Origin of the sequence: Chryseobacterium edaphi (assembly GCF_025628985.1) — a bacterium.
Classification (GTDB): domain Bacteria; phylum Bacteroidota; class Bacteroidia; order Flavobacteriales; family Weeksellaceae; genus Chryseobacterium; species Chryseobacterium edaphi.
The window spans coordinates 48,951-67,605 of sequence record NZ_JAOTEM010000003.1; the positions used below are offsets into that span (position 1 = coordinate 48,951).

Consider the following 18,655-nt stretch of genomic DNA (forward strand, 5'->3'; position numbering starts at 1 on the left):
AAAAGCTAATTACTTTTTAAGTTCTTCCAAAAACTCGTCGTGAGAGATCGCAGTTTCTTTTTTAGTCGCTTTTTCAAGAATTACATCTTTCAATTTTGCCATGGCAACTTCAGAAGAGATTTGTCTTACCTGCTCTTGGTCTTTCAACATCTCAACAGCATATTTTTGAATTTCTTCGTCTCCTAAATGGTGAATTCCGTAGATCGCCAATTGATTTCTTACCAACTGCTCAGCCTGAGCCAAAACGTCTGCGTAATCTAATTGGATGTCGTTATCAGACATCAATTTACCTTCAATGATTTGATATTTAAGTTGAGTTTTCTCGTTTTCAAGAATTTCTTTAGCCTGCTCTTCAGTCTGGATGTTCTGATTAGAGAATACTAACCATTTTGTCAGGAAAGATTCAGGAAGTTTTACTTCTTCTTTTTCAGAAACCTGCTCCAATACTTTGTTTACGAAATGTACATCAGCATTTTGCTGGAAGTATTCATCTAACTCAGATTTCACTTTTTCTTTAAGTTCTTCTTCAGTTTTGATGTTTCCTTCTCCGTAAACTTTATTGAATAATTCTTCATTAAGTTCTGCTAAGTTTAAGCTGTAGAAATCTTTTACTTTCACTTCAACTTCAGCGTGGTGTAAATGCTCAGCTTCTTCTTTAGTGAACCCTAATTCTTTAGCTAAGTTTTCGTCAGAAGCCAAAGTTTCTTTAGAAACTTTTACAGACTCATCCATTTTAAGACCTTTTACCAATTTGAAAGCATCTTTGTTTTCAGCAGTGATGGTAGCATTTTTTGGATGGTGGTGGTGCTCACCTTCAGCATCTTCTTCTACAACCTGAGAAATCTCTAAGTTGATGTAAGAATCTTTAGTGATTTTGTCTTGCGGAACTTGTTCTGCAAAACGTTTCTGCATATTTTCGATGCTTTTGCTGATTTCTTTTTCAGAAGCTTCTACTTTGTAGTGTGGAGCTTCATATTTAGCTAAATCTATAGTAAATTCCGGTTCGTAACCTACTTCGAAAGCAACTTCCAACTTCTCTGCGTTATGATTGAAATCATTTACAGGTTGAGGAACTGGCTGACCAACCAATCTTAGTTTGTTTTCGTTGATATAGTTATTCAAAGCATCAGAAACTTGTTTGTTGATTTCTTCGAATGCAATCCCTGCTTCATATTGCTTTCTAACCATACTCAAAGGCACTTTTCCTTTTCTGAAACCAGGAACCTGTGCGTTTTTAGCATAATTAATCAATTGCTTTTCTACTTTTTCTTTGTAGTCAGATTTCTCCAATGTTACTGTAAGCAATGCACTTACATCATCATGGTTTTTTGCGGTAACCTTCATTATTGATTAAAATTTTAGGTTGCAAAAATATGAATTTTTTATTAAAATGAACCATTAAAGATAAATTCTTCGTCATCGAAATGTTATAAATAAAAAACCACCGAAAATTTCAGTGGTTTTATTTTAATTTAAATGACTTTTATTAATTAGTAAGATTAAATGTTGCTTCTGCATCGGTTTCTCCTCCTACAACACTTCCCCAAGCTGTTCCTGCTTTTGCATCGTTGACACTTTGAGGAGCATGAATTAAATCTAATTTTAAAAATGGTGATGGAGAATTTATCACATTTACCACTTCCCATCTTGTTCTCAATCCTACTCTTTTTCCGTCATTTCTAAGATCATTTCCGTCTAATCTTGTAATATTGATATTAGATTTCGGGAAATCAAAAATAAGGAAATGCTCATCTTTAGCATCAATGATTTCCTGAGTTGCATCATCATTTCCGTTTCTGAATTTTGCTTCAACCGTATAAGTTTTTCCGTTTGTAAGCGGAATTGTAGGTATTCCTCCTGCACCGATGCTATAATTATATTCTATTGCTGTTGATCCGGGAACGTCTTCTTTTACCAATAAGATAATATTGGTCAGTTCTTCCTGTGGAAGATCATCTTCTTCTGCCGAACCGTCTCTCTGACAAGAAACAACCGTAATTGTGATGAATAAAACAGCTAATAATTTGATAATATTTTTAGTATTGAATAAATTGTTCATTTTGATAAATTTAAATTGTAAAATTTGATTAAATAATTTGTTGAAATCTTTTAGAAATTTTCTTTTTCCCCAACCCTAAAGGGAGGAAAATTTCTTTTAAATCCATCAAAACCACATCTTTTTAGGGATAGGGAAAAGTGATTTTGATGATTTTTTAGAACCTATATCTAAAGTTTAAAATAAAGTTTCTTCCTGCCTCATCTGCAAAGAATCTCAATCGATTCAGATAATCTCTATATGAAGTATTGAAGAGATTATTCACGATAAGACCTGCAGAAAAATTTTTGCTGATATTAACCCCAGTTTGAATATTCCAAAGCGAATATCCGTTTGGTGGTGTGCTGAAATCAATCGTTTTATTGACCAGTTCGCCGTCTTGATAAATTTCTAAGTCAGCATTTCTTATCGGGAATCTAGTTTGCTTTAAAAACGTTTGGTTCTCAACTGTAAAATAGAAATTATTCCATTTTTCTTTTTTGAATTGCAATGCATTAGAGAAATTCGGAGGCATCATTAAAATTAATGGTTCGTTGTTGGTTTCGTCCTGTCCGTAAACGTAGCTTCCTTTTCCAATGTAAGTAAGATCGTCTGTAATTTTAAAATTAACATCCAGATCCAAGCCATACATTTTTGCATCAATCTGTTGATACGCCCATTCCGGGAAAACTCCTCTGATCGTACCTTTGATCCCGACCGGAACTTCATTAATGAAATTTTTAGTAATGAAAAAATAAGGATTCACAGAAATATTCAACCCTCTCAAAACATTGAACTTTGAATCTACTGTAAGATTGAACTGATGTCCCTGTTCGTTTTTCAATTCCATATCTCCCGTTTCAATGATTCCTGCAGAATGATGCAATCCGTCAGAAAATAACTCTGCTACATTCGGAGATCTTCCCACTTTTGCATAATTAAATTTCAGATCAAACATTGAGCTTGGACGGTATTCCAAACCTGCATTGAAAGAAGCATTATTATAATTCAATTGAGGACGCGTCAAGATTCTGTTTTGATCCGTTTTCGCATAAAACTCCGGAAAAACATCTGCATATCTCGATTCCCAATCACTTTTGTCATACCATTTGGTGACATCATAACGGGTGAAATCATATCTCGCTCCGGCTTCAACATTAAAATGATTCGAAATTTTATATTTAAAAACTGAATAGGCACCCGCAGAATATTTGTCATAATTAGGAATCAAACGTCTTGCTTTTGTCGCAGGATCTGAATAATTGTTTTGAAAACTACCATCAATCCCTGTTTCCAAAGACCATTTTTCTCTTTCCAATAAATCATTAAGATTAAACTGATGCGTCATCAATTCCAGATCCAGAGAAGGTGTATCTTTCAACTCACCTCTTCTGATGTCGTATTCCTGTCTGTGATTGTACTGATAACTGTACGTTGCAGAAAGTTTTCCGATCGTTGAAAATCTTTTAAAAGCCGAAACTTTTGCAATATGATGCTCAATAACCTGTCTCGGATTATCAATATCATAACTGAAGTTTCCCGAATAAACAGGAATAGTTGCAGTCATCGCTCTGTCATAATCACCTGTTGTAGAAACATGAGAATCTCTCAAAATCCCGATATTCTGGTTCGTTAAATAATAATCAAATGAAATTCCTTTCTCATAGGTATTATTCTGAACCGTGAAATTGAAAGAAGAAAAATCCATTCCCGTATTCTTCAGGTTATAATCTGGAGCACTTTGATCACCCAATTTTTTAATGCTTCCCCCTGATTTCACAGCCCATCCGTTTTTCCAGATTTTGGCAACATCTGCATCAAGAGCCAAACCTCTTCCGTTTGAAATTCCCGAAAGACCGATTGAACCTTTGATCGTATCTTTTTTAGGGAAAATTTCAGGTTCCATGACGACAACTCCGCCTATTGCATCACTTCCGTATTTCAAAGCTGAAGCACCTTTAATGACATCAATATGTTGAAAATTATTAATATCAACATTTGGCGCATGTTCAACTCCCCATTCTTGCTCGGCAAGTTTCACTCCGTTATTTAAAATAGAGATTCTGCTTCCGTAAAGTCCATGAATAATAGGTTTTGAAATATTATTTCCGGTCTTCAATGTTGATACTCCCGAAATCTTCGATAATAAATTTCCCAGATTGTCGGTAGAATTTCTTTCAATTTCAGATTTGTCAAGTGTTTTTACGATTAGAGAACCGTTGCTTTCATGATTTCCGTGAATGGTCACCGTTTCAATATCCTGAACATGATGTTCTAGGGTGATTGACAAGTGAACATCCTGTGTAACTCCTACATTTTCAGTATAATCATTACAATCAGGATGCTTTGCAATGAGTGTGTAATTTCCGGAAGGAATTTTGTTGAATGAAAACTTTCCGCTTTTATCTGTTTTAGCAGTGAAATCTCCAATTTTCACCACTGCGTTTTCCAGCGAAGTTTTATCGTGAAAATCCTGAACTGTCCCTTCAACAGTGAAAGTTTTCTGTGCGTTTGTAATTACCAATCCGCAAAGGATCAGCAATAAACTATATATTAGTTTCATTGTAATAGCTTGATTGACTTTACACAATGATGCGATTTGCGACACCTGTAAAGTTTTGTTTGTGTGAAAAAATTGATTGGATTTTTTTGTTTAAAAATGATAACCTTGAAGGTTAATTTTGAACCATTAAGATTTTGTTTTAAGGAGTTTAGAATATTAAGTTGAACCTCGTTTAAGAGAATGCTTAAAAAATCTATTTGATTTTTCCTTAATACAACTTAACTTCTAATTGATCTTAATGGTTCAAAAAATGCGATGTTAGTTAAATACACTATGCATTTGAACATATTCAAATTTTTAAAATTTAAAGCAAAAAAATCCGGTAAGTAGATCGGTAATTAAGAAATTGTGGGTGGACCCCGAAGTTGAAAAGTATATTTGGTTTGAGACCAAATCCTTTCCTGTAGTGTGATAATTTGTTTTACTTCCTGAGTGTAATTTTCAAAAATGAAATTAAACTCTTCAGGAACTAAAGTGTTTCCTGTAGCCAAGAAATGACATGCCAAACAGTCTCCGGCTTTTTCTTTGGCTTCAGATTTTGAAATGTTGTTTTCTGTTTTTTTAAGATTAAATCCTATAAAAACATCTGAAGATTCATGATTGTGAAAACTCGAAGAAAACAACGCAAAAAAGTAGATCCCAAACAGAAGTTTGGAAACGAAACTTTTCAGATTTCTGCTTTCTTTAAAAATCATTTAGCAAAAATAAGAATAATATTTTAAAGGATTTTAAATAAAGATTAAATTATGGTTATTTAATCACGGTTGTAATAGTTTATAGTGAGGTGCCGCTCCTACGGAGCTCAAGATTATTCTTCGTATATTTTCTACAAACATTTCGCTTCTACGAAGCTTAACAAGCTTTGAAAGTTATTCGTTAAATTATTTTTCTTCATAAGTTGAAAATCTTGGAAGATGATTTTTCTCAAAAATGATATTTTGAATGTTTAAAGTTTTTACGAAAAAAAGGATGAGCTTAAAACCCATCCCAATTATTTATATTTTTTTTAAGAAAATTACTCAAGCTGAGTTCCAAGATATTCCCATTCCTGCAACGCTGCATCAAGGTCTTCTTTCGTTTTATTATACTTTTCCAGAGTTTCTTCAGACGGATTTTCTGTAGTGAAAGAAGCTTCCATAGTTTCTATCGCTGTTTCCAGCTCAGAAATTCTTTCTTCTACTTTTTTGATTTTATTCTGAATATTTTTTTGTTCCTTACTTACAATTACAGTAGATTTAATTTCAGCTTTGGCTTGTTTTTCTTCAGCTTTAGCCTTTTCCACAACTTTTACATCTTCATCATGAAGTTTTGCTTTTTCGGCAGAAATCTCTCTGATCGATTCTTTTTGTCTGAATTCAAGATATTCATTTACACTTCCTAAGAATTCTTTCATTCTTCCGTCACGGAATTCGTAAATTTTATCACAAAGTCCTTGTAGAAATTCTCTATCGTGAGAAATTACAATCAAAGTACCTTCAAATTTTTGCAAAGCCAACTTGATAATCTCCTTAGACTGAATATCCAAGTGATTGGTAGGCTCATCCATAATCAGCGTGTTGAACGGACGAAGCAACAATTTACAAAGTGCCAAACGGTTTCTTTCACCTCCGGAAAGCACTTTTGTCTTTTTATTCACCGCTTCACCCTGAAATAAGAAAGATCCTAACAAATCTCTTACCCTCGGTCTGGTTTCTTCAGTTGCAGAATCTTCCGCTTCTTCTAAAACGGTTTTATTTGGAGTCAAAACCTCTTCCTGATTTTGAGCAAAGTAACCGATATTTACGTTGTGACCCAAATTCCAAGAACCTGAATGATCTTTAATATCTCCTGCAAGAATTTTAGCCAAAGTCGTTTTCCCCTGTCCGTTTTGTCCAAGAAGCGCAATTCTATCTCCACGCTGAACAATAAAATCTACCTCATCGAAAATCTGCTTTTTACCGTAAGCTTTCCCTAAATGTTCAGCTTCGAAAATTACTTTTCCGGGAACAACAGACTGTTGAAAACGAATGTTGAATTTAGATACATCTTCATTATCAACTTCAATACGGTCAATTTTATCTAATTTTTTAATAAGCGACTGCGCAAAAGATGCTTTGGTAGCACTTGCACGGAACTTATTAATGTTATCTTCCATTTGCTTGATCTCCGCATCCTGATTCTTTTTAGCCTGAATCAGTTTTTCACGGCGTTCCTCACGCATGACCAAATATTTGGTATAATTGGTTTTATAATCGTCTACTTTTCTGTTATTTACATCAAAAGTTCTGTTACAAACCGCTGTCATAAACTGCTTATCGTGACTTACCAAAACGATTGCTCCAGGATAATCTTTCAAAAAGTTTTCTAACCAAATGATCGATTCCATATCCAGGTGATTGGTAGGCTCATCGAGAAGCATCAAATCATTCTTCTGAAGAAGTAATTTTGCCAATTCGATTCTCATTCTCCATCCTCCGGAAAATTCGTCCGTAATTTTTTGAAAATCATCAGCTTTAAAACCTAAACCAAACAACACTTTTTCAATATCACCTTCCAAATTGTAAGCATCATGATGCATCAAAAGATCATTCAGCTCCGTCATTTTGTTGATGATGTCTGTATAAGCATCGCTTTCGTAGTCGGTTCTTGTTGCCAATTGATGATTGACTTCTTCCAACTCATTTTTCCAGGCATTAATCTGCTCAAAAGCCTGCATCGTTTCGTCCCAAACTGTTCTTCCTTTTACAAAATCAAGATCCTGCTTCAGGAAACCGATCGTGATATTTCCTTCCGGAACCACGACACCTTCATAAAAAGTAATTTCTTTGGAAAGCATTTTCAACAAAGTGGATTTCCCCGCTCCGTTTTTACCAACCAAACCAATTTTATCATCCTTTTTAATGGTGAAATTCACGTTTTGAAACAAGTAGTTTCCCGAATGATGTAAGCCTAAACCTTGAACCGAAAGCATCTTTATGAGTAATTAATAATGAATAATGTGTACTGAATATTTTTCGGGTGCAAAAATACGCAAAATAAAGGACTTTAAATTTAATAATTCCTGACTGTCACATGAAAACAGCTTTGCTGCCTTTCTTTAATGTAAAAAATGCGTCCTGCTTCAACATAATATTTTAAAACTTTTTCCAGCGCAACCTCCATTTTCAGGTCTGGTCTTAGTTTATTATTAAATCTTACATAAGAAATATCGAAAGAATTACCATAATTGTGCGAACTGATTCCGAGTGAGGCATTTGCATTAACTTTTCGTAATCTGCACTGATCTTCCAACGTTCTGGTAATGGAAGAAACCGTAAAAGTGTGCCCTTTTGTTTCTTTGCTAAATCTCGCTCCGATCTTTTCTAAAGTAGCTTTTGCTTTTGAAACCAAGTACGGTCTACTGTAATCTAACTTCTGGACTTTATAACCTTTCCCATTTTTTTTTACCGTATGAAATTTACCTTTATTAATATATTTCTGAACCTGAGAAGTATTTTTGAGAATATTGACATTAAAACTTCTCGAAGCATCCAAATGCGGTTTATACAATACAGTCGGCTCAACTTTTAAAACCTCTGTCAAATCATAGCAAGGAAGTGCGTTTTTTGATGTTTGACTACAAACAAACTGATAAAAAGTCAATGGAATAATGTACAGAAACTTCCTCATAGAAACTATTTTGAAATTTTAAACGTAAAAATTACAGATTTTGTTATTGCCAAAGATATTAATTTAATAAAATGACATAAAATTTTATGATTAAAAACTAAACAACAATTAGTAGCTAAAAATAAATTATAAACAATAATTAAATTTAATTTTTATATATAATTTATTTTATTAACTAAAATTATGAATAATAAATTTTTGTACATTCGCCTCACAATTTAAAATACAATTAAAAGATGATTTCAAAAACTTCAAAATTCGTAGCAGAAATGCTTGGTACGATGGTACTTGTTCTAATGGGATGCGGAAGCGCAGTAATTGCCGGAGCAGACGGCACAACCGGAGTCGGACTTCTGGGAATTTCCTTCGCATTCGGTCTTAGTGTAGTCGCAATGGCTTACGCAATCGGGCACATATCGGGATGTCATATCAATCCTGCCATTTCAATTGCAATGGTTGCGGCAGGAAGAATGAAAATGGATGAAGCTATCCGTTATGTTATTGCGCAGATTCTTGGAGCAATCATCGGAGCAGGAATTCTTTATGTGATTTTTATGAATCATCCCGGTGCTGAAATGAAAGAATGGGCACTCGGTTCGAACGGGTGGGGAACAGGATATTTGGATGCTTATAATACAACAGCAGCTTTTGTTGCAGAATTTATTTTTACTTTTATTTTCCTGATGGTGATTTTGGGATCAACTTCTACAAAAAACATCAACGGTGGTTTTGCAGGTTTGGCGATTGGTTTTTCTTTGGTCTTGATTCACATTGTAGGAATTAAAGTGACAGGAGTTTCCGTAAACCCGGCAAGAAGTATTGGTCCGGCAATTTTTGCAGGCGGTGCAGCACTTTCACAATTGTGGTTGTTTGTTGTTGCTCCGGTTTTAGGTGGAATTGCAGCAGCTTTTACATACAATTTATTGATGGAAAGACCTGAAGCGGCAAAATAATAATTACAATTCTATACCAATAACTAAATCCTGTCTTTTGGCAGGATTTTCTATTTTAATTTCTTTATTTCAAAAGGATTTTTAAAGATTAGCTCTTCATGTTTTCCTTTGATTTCCAACTTGCGTTGTAATAAATTCAAAGCCATTTTTCGGATGAAAAGATCTTTATCGTTTAGTTTCCAGTAAGAATCTTCGTGTACTTTTTTGGGTTGTCGAATGAGATAAAATTCAGTTTCCCAATTGTCGACGTTGTGATAAAATTCAATAATTCCGCAGTGTTCAGGAATTACAGAATGTTCGATCATTCCCATCGGAAGCAAAAAACTGAATGAATTGCAAGGATAATCACCACAACATATTTTGTCATGCTTCAGAAACTTCTCTCCGGTTCTAGCATTGATGTATGACTTTTTAAAATCATTTTTGAAATCGCTTTTTGAAAGTTTGATTTCAATTTCATGGCTAAATCCTTCAAAATCGATGATTAAAATATCCGCTTCCCAATCTGAATGAAAGTGATTGCTTAATACAATTTCTTTTTCAAAATCGCAATTTGCATGAATGTAAGCGTGAACTAGCTCTTCTATCTTTAACACTGTTTTGATGCTTTAGTTTTTGACGCAAAGGTCGTTAAGGTATTTTAAAATTATCTAGAATATTTTTTCGTTCGCAAAGGCGTTTCACTTAGCAAAGGATTCAACCCTAAAACTCTCCTACTCTCAAACCCACTAACTCACCAACAAACTACATCCACGAATATCTGAATGATCAATTCTTCCCAAAACCTGAAATTTATTTTCACCTTCTGTCAATAATTTACCTAAATCCTGCGTCGCAATAAATGAGCAGGAATGAATATTTGCCAAATCGATGATGTTAATCGCTCCGGTTTTCCCGGCAGTTTCATAACTGAAAGGATCTTCCACATTTCTTACTAAAACCTTCATCCAATTTGGGCATTCGTAAATATTTTCACCTAAAGAATATGCCTGTGAAAGCAGTTCTGTCATTGAATATTCTGAATATATTTTTTCAGTTCCAAAGCCGTTCTGAAGAATTTTCAAAAGCTCGTCTTTTGTCATTTCTTCCTTACGCCCTTTCATTCCGCCAGTCTCAATGATTGTTACATTTTTGGAAGCTTGAAGAGTCTGAGCGTTTGAGTTGCAGAAATCCAAAAAATCCAGCAGTGCAAACGAAACTCCAAATAGAATTACTTTTTTATCTTTTAATTCATTTAACAGTTTAAATAAATCTTCATGATTGTAAAGAAAGTATCCATTTTCAGGTTTGTCAGATTTCTTCATTAAATAATCTACCATGTAAATCAATGACGAATTTTGCTTTTCAAGATAACTTGGAAGCAAACCTAGAAATATAAAATCTTCTGGCTTTCCGATAAACTGTTCGAAGCTTTTGTAGATGCTTTCCTGATAAATATTTTCATTGGCAATAAAATGTTTAGACAAATTCATCTTTGTTGTGCCAGAACTTTGAAAATACAAATCGGTTGAAATATTTTTATCCAAAATCTGATGATTTTTAAACATTTCTATCGGCAAAAACGGAATTTTATCTAACGAATTTATTTTCTCAACATCAAGATTCAGATAGTCAACAAATCTTTTGTAGACGTCAATATTTTTATATTGATAGCGAAAAGTTGTCAGTGCCACATTTAGAAACTCCTGCTCGGTCTTTATGTCAAATATACTTTTCAATTTTTTTATTATTTTTTAAAGCTTTATTGATTCATTATGAATCATTTAGCAAATATAAATGAAAACTTTACGTTTTATTAATTTTAAAACTATAAAGTTGGTCAGGTTATTGCAAGTCAATCTGCGGAATATGGATTAGAAATAACAGCCGTAGAAACTGTTATTCGGAAATTACCTCTTCGGAGGTAATTTTTTATTTCTGTTCGAAAGTTTTCAGTTCAAAATCATTCTGAAAAACTCCGTAGGTGAAATAAGAAATCCAGTCTCCGAGATTGATGTATTTTGAATGAGAATTCAAATCCAAAACCATCGGCAAATGCCTGTGACCGTAAATAAAGTAATCTATTTTCTCTGTCTTCAGTTTTTCTTTTGAATAAATAATCAGAAATTCTTTATCCTCTCCCAAAAACGCTTTGTCTTCATCTCCGGAAATCATTTTATTTTTCTGAGAAAGATACAAAGCTACTTTCATCGCAATATCGGGATGAAGCCATTTGAAAAACCATTGAGCAATAGGATTTGTAAAGACTTTTTTCATTCTTTTATATCCCTTATCTCCCGGTCCCAAACCGTCACCATGAGCCAAAAGAAACTGTTTTCCGGCAATCTCAAAATATTGTTTCTTATAAAAAACGGTACAGCCAATTTCTTCTTCCAGATAATCTTTCATCCAAAGATCATGATTTCCTACGAAAAAATAGACATGAACTCCACTGTCTTTTAATTCGGCAATTTTTCCCAGTACACGCACGTAACCTTTTGGGATCACATGCTTCCATTCGTGCCAAAAATCAAACAAATCACCCATCAGAAACAGAACCTGAGCATCTTCTTTGATCTCATTCATCCAACGGATAAATTTTTCTTCACGAATTTTACTCTGCTTCGGATCCGGTGCACCAAAGTGCTGATCTGACGCAAAGTATACCTTTTTTCCCGGCTCTAAATTAATGGTCGTTTTTAGCACCTTTTCAGTTTTAATTCAGAAAATACTATTGATTATCTTCTGCAAACCACTCTCCGTAAGAATTTTCCGTTTCATGAAGCTTTAAATAGGCTAAAGAAACATCCACAGGAAGTTTTGATTTTATTTTAGCAGCAATCGCGTACAACATATTTTCGCAGGTCGGCTGAAAGTTACAATAGATCACTTTCTGACCTTTATTCTCTAATTCTTCACCCATTTCTCTATGTGGAGAAACTCCGTTGATCAAAACCGAATGGTCCCAAACATCGACAATCTCTTCTTTTACAATTGCTTTAATATCACCAAAATCTACCACCATACCGTTTTTAGGATTTTCCAGATCATTGATTGGTTTTCCTTTTACTGTAACGAAAAGTTTGTAAGAATGTCCGTGCATATTTTTACATTTCCCATCATAATTGTACAACACATGAGCAGTCTCGAATGTAAAAATTTTTGTAATACGTATCATGTTGCAAAGATATAGAATTTGATTAGAAAATTGGGATATCAGTCATCATGGTTGCATATTGAAATTTTTAGTAAATTTACTACTCAAACACACAAATGATTTTAGATTTATTATTCCCAAATCGTTGCATACATTGCAACTGCATTATTGATTCTCATTTTATAATTTGCACTATCTGCTTTGAGCAAATTCATTTTACTCATTTTGAATATTCTCAAGAAAACAATCTCAAAGAAAAATGCAAACTGCTTTTCCCCATAGAAAACGCTTACGCTTTGATGCAGTTTGGAAAAGAAAATCTGAGCAGAAAAATTATTCATGAATTAAAATATAAAAGCAGAGAAAAGACCGGAAAAGTTCTTGCCGATTGGGTTACAGAAAGATTAGATTTTAAAAATGATAGACCGGATTTGCTGGTAAGTGTTCCTCTACATCCGAAAAAGCATAAAGAAAGAGGATACAATCAGCTTCATCTTTTTACAAAAAATTTATCTGACTTTTACAATATTCCTCATGATCATAATTTGATCAGGCGAAACCACTACTCAAAAGCACAGGCTCTGAAAGATAAAAAACATCGTCTTGAAACTCAGAATACTTTCACTTTAACTAAAAGCATTTCCAATCAACACATTTTATTAATTGATGATGTATTTACCACAGGCAATACTTTAGCTACGATTGCATGGGAAATTTTGAAAGAAAGTAATAACAAAGTGAGTGTATTGGTGATGGCGATGGATGAATAGCTTAGATTAAAATATTTTTGGTAATTTTCCATAAATTAATTATATGAAAGTTCTTATTTTGTTACACGGTGCTTTGGGTCACTGTGATTTATTTAATCCTTATCTGGATGCGCTTTCAAAATCTTTCAATGTTTATACCCCATTGTTTTCGGGACACGGAAACACAGAACTGCCGACGAACGGAATTACGATTGAAAAATACATTAAGGAATTAAGTGAATTTATCAAAGAGAAAAATCTGGAAGATGTTTGCATTTTCGGGCACAGCATGGGTGGTTATGTAGCACTTTGTTACGCTTTAGAAAATCCTGAAAAAGTAAATTCAGTCATGACATTAGCAACCAAATTTGACTGGACAGAAGAACAGGCATTAAAGGAAAGTAAAATGCTGAATCCTGATATTATTATAGAAAAAATTCCAAAATATGCCGAATTATTAGAATTCCAGCATGGTTCAAAATGGAAAGAGTTACTTCCTGCTATTGCCGAAATGATGATTTCTTTGGGTAAAAATCCGCCGTTACATGATGAAATTTTAAAGAATATAGAAATTCCGGTTCAGATTATGGTCGGAGATCAGGACAATATGGTTACGATTGAGGAAAGCACTGCAGTTTACAGAAGACTTACGAAAGGAAAATTGGCCGTACTTCCCGGCACAAAGCACCCACTAGAAAAAGTACAACCAGATTTATTACTTAATCTGATGCAAGATTTCTGGAATCTTCCTTAATTATCTCTGCAACTTCTCACCATAGCTCAAATCTCCTGCATCACCCAAACCTGGAGTAATATATCCTTTCGAAGTCAATCGTTCATCGATCGCTCCCACCCAGATTTTAGCATTTGGATATTCTTTTTCAATAGTTTCAACACCTTGTTTTGATGCGATAGCCACAACGATGTGTAATTGAGAAGGCGATCCATTGGTTAACAAATCTTTAATGGCTTCAATCAAAGATGCTCCGGTTGCCAACATTGGATCAGCTATGATTAAAGGTCTTCCGTCAATATTCGGACAGGTTAAATAATCCTGTTTGATAGAAAAATAGTCATTTGCATCGTGTTTTCTGTAAGCCGCTACAAAACCACAGTCTGCTTTGTCAAAATAATTTAAAATCCCTTGAAACAGAGGAACTCCTGCTCTTAAAATAGTTGTAATTACAGGTTGTACAGCAATTTCCTGAACCTTTATTTTATCTAAAGGAGTCTGGATTTCAATTTCCTTTGTATCTAAATCTTTAGAGATTTCAAAAGCGGCAATTTCACCGATGCGTTCCATATTTCTGCGAAACCTTAAACGATCATGTTGAGTTTCAACGTTTCGAAGCTCATTGATCCATGAATTGACTAAAGAAAACTGATCTGATAATACTACTGTACTCATTGTTCTGACAAAATTTTATCTAAAATATTAAAATTAATTCAAATAAAAATCCCTTTTAGAAAAATCTAAAAGGGATCTATTTTTTTATTTTTGTCTGAAATACACTTCAATCGGAACTCCGGTAAAGCCAAACTCTTTTCGCAATTGGTTTTCTGTAAACCTTTTGTAGGCTTCTTTCACGTATTGTGGAAGATTACAGAAAAATACAAACTGTGGAGACGGTGTAGGAAGCTGCACACAATATTTAATTTTGATAAACTTTCCTTTGTTCGCAGGTGGCGGTGTACGCTCGAAAATTGGAAGCATTACTTCATTTAATTTTGAAGTTTTGATCTTCTTCTTACGGTCTTCGTAAACAACCATCGCCATTTCAACAGCTTTCAGGATTCTCTGCTTCGTTAAAGCTGAAACAAAAAGAATCGGAATATCGCTGAACTGACCGATTTTATCTCGGATTGATTGTTCGAAATCTCTAACGGTATTGGTTGTTTTGTCTTCAATCAAATCCCATTTGTTAACTACAATGACGATCCCTTTTCTGTTTTTCTGAGCCAAACCGAAAATATTCATATCTTGAGATTCCCATCCTAAAGTTGCATCAACCATAATGATGACAACGTCAGAAAATTCGATTGAACGGATTGATCTCATTACAGAATAGAATTCCAGATCTTCATTTACTTTAGATTTACGACGCATTCCCGCAGTGTCTACCAACACAAACTCATGTCCGAATTTATTGTAAAGTGTCTGAATACTGTCTCTTGTTGTTCCTGCAACATCTGTTACAATGTTTCTTTCAACATCAAGCAAAGCATTCGTCAAAGTAGATTTTCCTACGTTCGGACGACCTGCAATCGTAATTTTCGGAAGACCTTCGAAAGGATCTTTATAATCTGTAGTCGGGAAGTCATTAACGACATCATCTAAAATTTCTCCTGTTCCTGAACCTGTAGCAGAAGATAGAGTGTAATATTTTTCAATTCCTAACTGATAGAATTCTGTAGCAGCCAATTCCTCTTTAGAAGAATCCACTTTATTGATCACATGATAAACCGGCTTTTTTGCTCTTCTCAACATCTCATGAATTTCGATATCTGTGTCTGTAAGACCTTCTTCTACATTCATCATAAAGATAATTGAAGTTGCTTCATCAATAGCCAGCTGTACCTGTTTTGAAATTTCTTCCTGGAAAACGTCTTCGCTGTTTACTTCATAACCGCCTGTATCGATTACGGTGAAGTCTACTCCACTCCAGTCAGATTTTCCGTAATGACGGTCTCTTGTAACTCCGGAAGTGGAATCTACGATAGCTTCTCTTCTCTCCAGCAAACGATTAAAAAGTGTAGATTTTCCTACGTTGGGACGCCCAACGATTGCAACAATATTTGACATAAAAAATGTTTAATAACCCTTGAGATTGTACTCAGGATCAGATTATCAATGGGTTACTCCAACTATTGGAGCCCAATTTTTTTTGCAAAGATAAGGTTTTAAAATTTAACAATCGAGAATTGATTTTTCTAAATATCTAGTCTACAAATGTATACTCAATATTTTTTCTTAATTTTAGACTTTAGGCACGAGATATGTTTTTATAAAAGGCAGTACTTTATTTTTATTTTTCAAAATTTTCACTCGTATGAAAAAAATTATCATTATTATTTTAGTTGCATTTGTTATTATTCAGTTTTTTCCGATTGATAAAACGAATCCACCCGTAAATAAAGGAATGGATTTTTTAAGAATTAAAAATACTCCAGAAAATGTAGCAAAGATCATCAATACTTCATGCTACGACTGTCATTCTAATGAAACAAAATATCCGTGGTATTCGAGTATTGCACCTTCGTCATGGTTTTTAAAAAATCATATCAATGAAGGTAGAAGAGAATTAAATTTCTCCACATTTGCAATGTATGAACCCAAAAGGCAAATACACAAAATGGAAGAATGTATTGAAATGATTGAAAAGAAAGAAATGCCTTTAGAATCATATTATATCGGACATCAGGAAGCAAAACTGACTGATGAACAGAGGAAAGAACTTGTTACTTATTTTAAAAAACAAATAGAAGACACAAAAATAAAAATGCAATAAAAACATCATGCAGGAAAACTGGAACAATAAACATATTGTATTTTTTGACGGCGAGTGCGGAGTCTGCAATTTTTGGGTGCAATGGATTTTGGAAAGAGATAAAAATGACCAATTTATGTTTGCCTCGCTACAATCTGAATTTGGACAAAAATTTCTTTCTGAAAGAGATCTTGAGACGAAGCAATTTAACACCATGTATCTTTGGAAGCCTAAAAGTTATTATCTAACAAAATCGCAGGCAGTTTTGAAAATTGCCAATTTACTTGGAGGAATTTATAAACTTGCTGTAATGGGAAAATTATTCCCTTCGTTTTTCAGAGATAAAATTTATGACAAAATTTCAGAAAACAGGATGAAACTAGCGAATCAGAAATGTTATTTGCCAACACCACAACAAAGAAAGAAGTTTATTGAAATTTAAACTTAAAATTTTTCAAGAAATTATTTATATAGTTTGTCATTCCAGAGGAATCTAAATTAGATTTAAAATTATATGACAAACCTTATTATAAAAACAAAGGAGAGCAAAATTGCTCTCCTTCTTCAATTATTGATTTAATGACCAAACTGAATAACTATTCGGCGGACACTGAATCTTGACCCATTTGTCTCCCTGTGTTGTCGGATACCAAGATGAATGACCTGTAAAATCTTTGATTTGCTGACTCGCCCAGTTGGTCTGAATCCATCTTTCCTGCCAATTTGATGAACTGTTGATGTATACAACCAATCCCGGATTTCCATTATAACCATTTCTTCTTGCGATATATTCGTCATTATCGGTGTAAAGAATAGAAGTATTTCCTGTTGCTTTATTATTATGAATCCAGATCAGGTTATTCAGTCTTTCTTTGTTCAACCATTCTTCATAATCTCTATAAAAAATCGTAGGATAACCTTCATGAGTTAAAATATAAGCATAAGCCAGATTTTTATTATTAATGATATCGGTATCATGATTTGAAACAAACGTCACTGCTTTGTAAGGATTTCTTTTCCACATCATGTCGTCGTTTAGTGCATTTAAATTTCCATTATCAAAAGCTTCATCCATTTTATAATACGCAGCAAAGTCAAATACCGAACTGTTTGCATTATTTGCCCACCATTCCAGAGTATTTACGTTTGAATCCCATAATTCACCTACAGAAAATCCACCAACGTTGGAGTTCCAGTTATTGACAACCCATGGCCCAAAACCTTTTACGTAATCAAATCTCCAACCGTCAAATTTCATTACATTTTTATAATATTTCCCTACAGAATATTCTCTTCCCCAAAGCCAATCCTGAACATAAGGATTTGCATGACAAAGATCCGGAAAACCACCGAAAGCTCCTTCATCATTATTTCCGTAAGAGTTTTTGTAAAAATCATTGTAACCTCTCTGAAATTTCCCAGAAGCAACACCGGAAAAATCTGTCCATGTGTTTGTTCCGGTAAAAGGATTTGCCTGAGATTGTCCGCCACTGTTGTGATTGATCACAATATCTGCATAAACCTGCATGTTTTCTGCGTGGGCTTTCGTTATTAATCCTTCCAATTCAGTTCTTGATCCGAAACGCGTTTCTACGCTTCCGTTCTGATTGTAATTTCCAAAATCATAGTAATCTGTAGGATCATACCCCATTGAGTAAGCACCGTTTTGCGCCTTCGAAGCGGGCGGAAGCCAAATTGCACTCATTCCTGCATTTGACCAATCGGTAACTTTGTCTTTAACGGTATTCCACCAAGTTCCGCCGTCCGGAACGTCCCAGTAAAAACCCTGCATCATTACACCTCCACCCGGACCTGCAACGAATTTTCCATTGATCGAAGATGCATTGCCCGTACTGAAAGGTCTTCCGTCATGAGTGGTGACATTCACCGTTTTGTCATGTACTTCAAATTGTTTTGGAGTTTCGTTGATGGTTTCGTCACTGTTCTGGCAAGAATTGATAAAGCCTAAAGCCAATAAAGAAACTAAAAATTGTGTTTTTTTCATATAGAATGGTTTTAATTATTAAACTAACAACTAAAATACAATTTTTACGAAATAAAATTCATAAAACTGAAAATAATT

General features: G+C 34.1%; 18 protein-coding genes and 1 pseudogene. 6 read left to right on the forward strand and 13 right to left on the reverse strand.

The window, feature by feature from the left end:
- Positions 1-9 precede the first annotated feature (9 nt).
- From NZ698_RS12525 to NZ698_RS12550, 6 genes are all read right to left on the reverse strand, one after another.
- On the reverse strand, positions 10-1,344 hold the full coding sequence (locus NZ698_RS12525) for a trigger factor (protein ID WP_263003476.1): 1,335 nt from the start codon (positions 1,342-1,344) through the stop codon (positions 10-12).
- Positions 1,345-1,486: 142 nt separating this feature from the next.
- A complete protein-coding gene (locus tag NZ698_RS12530) occupies positions 1,487-2,059 on the reverse strand; it encodes a hypothetical protein (RefSeq protein WP_263003478.1) in 573 nt (190 codons plus the stop codon).
- Positions 2,060-2,213: 154 nt separating this feature from the next.
- A complete protein-coding gene (locus NZ698_RS12535; RefSeq protein WP_263003479.1) occupies positions 2,214-4,598 on the reverse strand; it encodes a TonB-dependent receptor in 2,385 nt (794 codons plus the stop codon).
- 338 nt (positions 4,599-4,936) lie between these two features.
- Positions 4,937-5,293, reverse strand: coding sequence for a hypothetical protein (locus tag NZ698_RS12540; RefSeq protein ID WP_263003480.1), 357 nt, complete (start codon positions 5,291-5,293; stop codon positions 4,937-4,939).
- A 320-nt stretch (positions 5,294-5,613) separates the two neighbouring features.
- The gene (locus NZ698_RS12545) at positions 5,614-7,548 is read right to left on the reverse strand and encodes an ABC-F family ATP-binding cassette domain-containing protein (RefSeq protein ID WP_263003481.1); all 1,935 of its coding nucleotides are present in this window, start codon (positions 7,546-7,548) and stop codon (positions 5,614-5,616) included.
- Positions 7,549-7,628: 80 nt separating this feature from the next.
- Positions 7,629-8,246 carry a DUF5715 family protein gene (locus NZ698_RS12550; RefSeq protein ID WP_263003482.1) on the reverse strand — a complete coding sequence of 206 codons (618 nt, stop codon included), beginning with the start codon at positions 8,244-8,246 and terminating at the stop codon, positions 7,629-7,631.
- 236 nt (positions 8,247-8,482) lie between these two features.
- Here NZ698_RS12550 and aqpZ point away from each other — a divergent pair, with 236 nt between their 5' ends.
- Positions 8,483-9,199 (forward strand): aquaporin Z, encoded by a 717-nt coding sequence (gene aqpZ / locus NZ698_RS12555; RefSeq protein ID WP_263003483.1) that lies wholly within the window; start codon positions 8,483-8,485, stop codon positions 9,197-9,199.
- Between the two features lie 50 nt (positions 9,200-9,249).
- On the opposite strand, the gene NZ698_RS12560 is transcribed toward aqpZ, so the two are convergent.
- From NZ698_RS12560 to queD, 4 genes are all read right to left on the reverse strand, one after another.
- Positions 9,250-9,795 carry a hypothetical protein gene (locus tag NZ698_RS12560; RefSeq protein WP_263003484.1) on the reverse strand — a complete coding sequence of 182 codons (546 nt, stop codon included), beginning with the start codon at positions 9,793-9,795 and terminating at the stop codon, positions 9,250-9,252.
- A 132-nt stretch (positions 9,796-9,927) separates the two neighbouring features.
- Entirely contained in the window at positions 9,928-10,917 is a 990-nt protein-coding gene (locus NZ698_RS12565) for a LuxE/PaaK family acyltransferase (protein WP_263003485.1), read from the reverse strand.
- A gap of 193 nt (positions 10,918-11,110) precedes the next feature.
- Entirely contained in the window at positions 11,111-11,884 is a 774-nt protein-coding gene (locus NZ698_RS12570; RefSeq protein ID WP_263003487.1) for a UDP-2,3-diacylglucosamine diphosphatase, read from the reverse strand.
- Between the two features lie 25 nt (positions 11,885-11,909).
- Positions 11,910-12,356 carry a 6-carboxytetrahydropterin synthase QueD gene (gene queD, locus NZ698_RS12575; RefSeq protein WP_263003488.1) on the reverse strand — a complete coding sequence of 149 codons (447 nt, stop codon included), beginning with the start codon at positions 12,354-12,356 and terminating at the stop codon, positions 11,910-11,912.
- 95 nt (positions 12,357-12,451) lie between these two features.
- On the opposite strand from queD, the pseudogene NZ698_RS19530 reads away from it, so the two are divergent.
- The 3 genes and pseudogenes from NZ698_RS19530 to NZ698_RS12585 form a co-directional block, all read left to right on the forward strand.
- Positions 12,452-12,508 (forward strand): annotated as a pseudogene (locus tag NZ698_RS19530) (hypothetical protein); the annotation flags it as partial.
- A gap of 126 nt (positions 12,509-12,634) precedes the next feature.
- Complete coding sequence (locus NZ698_RS12580; RefSeq protein ID WP_368407661.1) at positions 12,635-13,105, forward strand: ComF family protein; 471 nt, start codon at positions 12,635-12,637, stop codon at positions 13,103-13,105.
- Positions 13,106-13,148: 43 nt separating this feature from the next.
- Entirely contained in the window at positions 13,149-13,838 is a 690-nt protein-coding gene (locus tag NZ698_RS12585; RefSeq protein WP_263003491.1) for an alpha/beta fold hydrolase, read from the forward strand.
- Here the strand turns inward: NZ698_RS12585 and upp are convergent, their stop codons facing one another.
- Both upp and der read right to left on the reverse strand, forming a co-directional pair.
- A complete protein-coding gene (gene upp, locus NZ698_RS12590; RefSeq protein WP_263003492.1) occupies positions 13,839-14,492 on the reverse strand; it encodes a uracil phosphoribosyltransferase in 654 nt (217 codons plus the stop codon).
- An 84-nt stretch (positions 14,493-14,576) separates the two neighbouring features.
- On the reverse strand, positions 14,577-15,887 hold the full coding sequence (gene der, locus NZ698_RS12595; protein ID WP_263003493.1) for a ribosome biogenesis GTPase Der: 1,311 nt from the start codon (positions 15,885-15,887) through the stop codon (positions 14,577-14,579).
- Between the two features lie 247 nt (positions 15,888-16,134).
- On the opposite strand from der, the gene NZ698_RS12600 reads away from it, so the two are divergent.
- Together NZ698_RS12600 and NZ698_RS12605 are read left to right on the forward strand one after the other, a co-directional pair.
- Positions 16,135-16,593, forward strand: a complete 459-nt coding sequence (locus NZ698_RS12600) for a heme-binding domain-containing protein (RefSeq protein WP_263003494.1) — start codon at positions 16,135-16,137, stop codon at positions 16,591-16,593.
- A 7-nt stretch (positions 16,594-16,600) separates the two neighbouring features.
- A complete protein-coding gene (locus NZ698_RS12605) occupies positions 16,601-17,014 on the forward strand; it encodes a thiol-disulfide oxidoreductase DCC family protein (RefSeq protein WP_263003495.1) in 414 nt (137 codons plus the stop codon).
- 126 nt (positions 17,015-17,140) lie between these two features.
- On the opposite strand, the gene NZ698_RS12610 is transcribed toward NZ698_RS12605, so the two are convergent.
- The gene (locus NZ698_RS12610; RefSeq protein WP_263003496.1) at positions 17,141-18,577 is read right to left on the reverse strand and encodes an alpha-amylase; all 1,437 of its coding nucleotides are present in this window, start codon (positions 18,575-18,577) and stop codon (positions 17,141-17,143) included.
- Between the last annotated feature and the right edge of the window lie 78 nt (positions 18,578-18,655).

Bases quoted from the DNA above. Each gene is read 5' to 3' on its own strand.
- NZ698_RS12545 (WP_263003481.1), bottom strand. From the start codon at position 7,548: ATGCTTTCGGTTCAAGGTTTAGGCTTACATCATTCGGGAAACTACTTG.
- NZ698_RS12540 (WP_263003480.1), bottom strand. From the start codon at position 5,293: ATGATTTTTAAAGAAAGCAGAAATCTGAAAAGTTTCGTTTCCAAACTT.
- NZ698_RS12580 (WP_368407661.1), top strand. From the start codon at position 12,635: ATGCAGTTTGGAAAAGAAAATCTGAGCAGAAAAATTATTCATGAATTA.
- NZ698_RS12550 (WP_263003482.1), bottom strand. From the start codon at position 8,246: ATGAGGAAGTTTCTGTACATTATTCCATTGACTTTTTATCAGTTTGTT.
- NZ698_RS12605 (WP_263003495.1), top strand. From the start codon at position 16,601: ATGCAGGAAAACTGGAACAATAAACATATTGTATTTTTTGACGGCGAG.
- NZ698_RS12585 (WP_263003491.1), top strand. From the start codon at position 13,149: ATGAAAGTTCTTATTTTGTTACACGGTGCTTTGGGTCACTGTGATTTA.
- NZ698_RS12525 (WP_263003476.1), bottom strand. From the start codon at position 1,344: ATGAAGGTTACCGCAAAAAACCATGATGATGTAAGTGCATTGCTTACA.
- NZ698_RS12535 (WP_263003479.1), bottom strand. From the start codon at position 4,598: ATGAAACTAATATATAGTTTATTGCTGATCCTTTGCGGATTGGTAATT.
- queD (WP_263003488.1), bottom strand. From the start codon at position 12,356: ATGATACGTATTACAAAAATTTTTACATTCGAGACTGCTCATGTGTTG.
- aqpZ (WP_263003483.1), top strand. From the start codon at position 8,483: ATGATTTCAAAAACTTCAAAATTCGTAGCAGAAATGCTTGGTACGATG.
- NZ698_RS12530 (WP_263003478.1), bottom strand. From the start codon at position 2,059: ATGAACAATTTATTCAATACTAAAAATATTATCAAATTATTAGCTGTT.
- NZ698_RS12610 (WP_263003496.1), bottom strand. From the start codon at position 18,577: ATGAAAAAAACACAATTTTTAGTTTCTTTATTGGCTTTAGGCTTTATC.
- upp (WP_263003492.1), bottom strand. From the start codon at position 14,492: ATGAGTACAGTAGTATTATCAGATCAGTTTTCTTTAGTCAATTCATGG.
- der (WP_263003493.1), bottom strand. From the start codon at position 15,887: ATGTCAAATATTGTTGCAATCGTTGGGCGTCCCAACGTAGGAAAATCT.
- NZ698_RS12600 (WP_263003494.1), top strand. From the start codon at position 16,135: ATGAAAAAAATTATCATTATTATTTTAGTTGCATTTGTTATTATTCAG.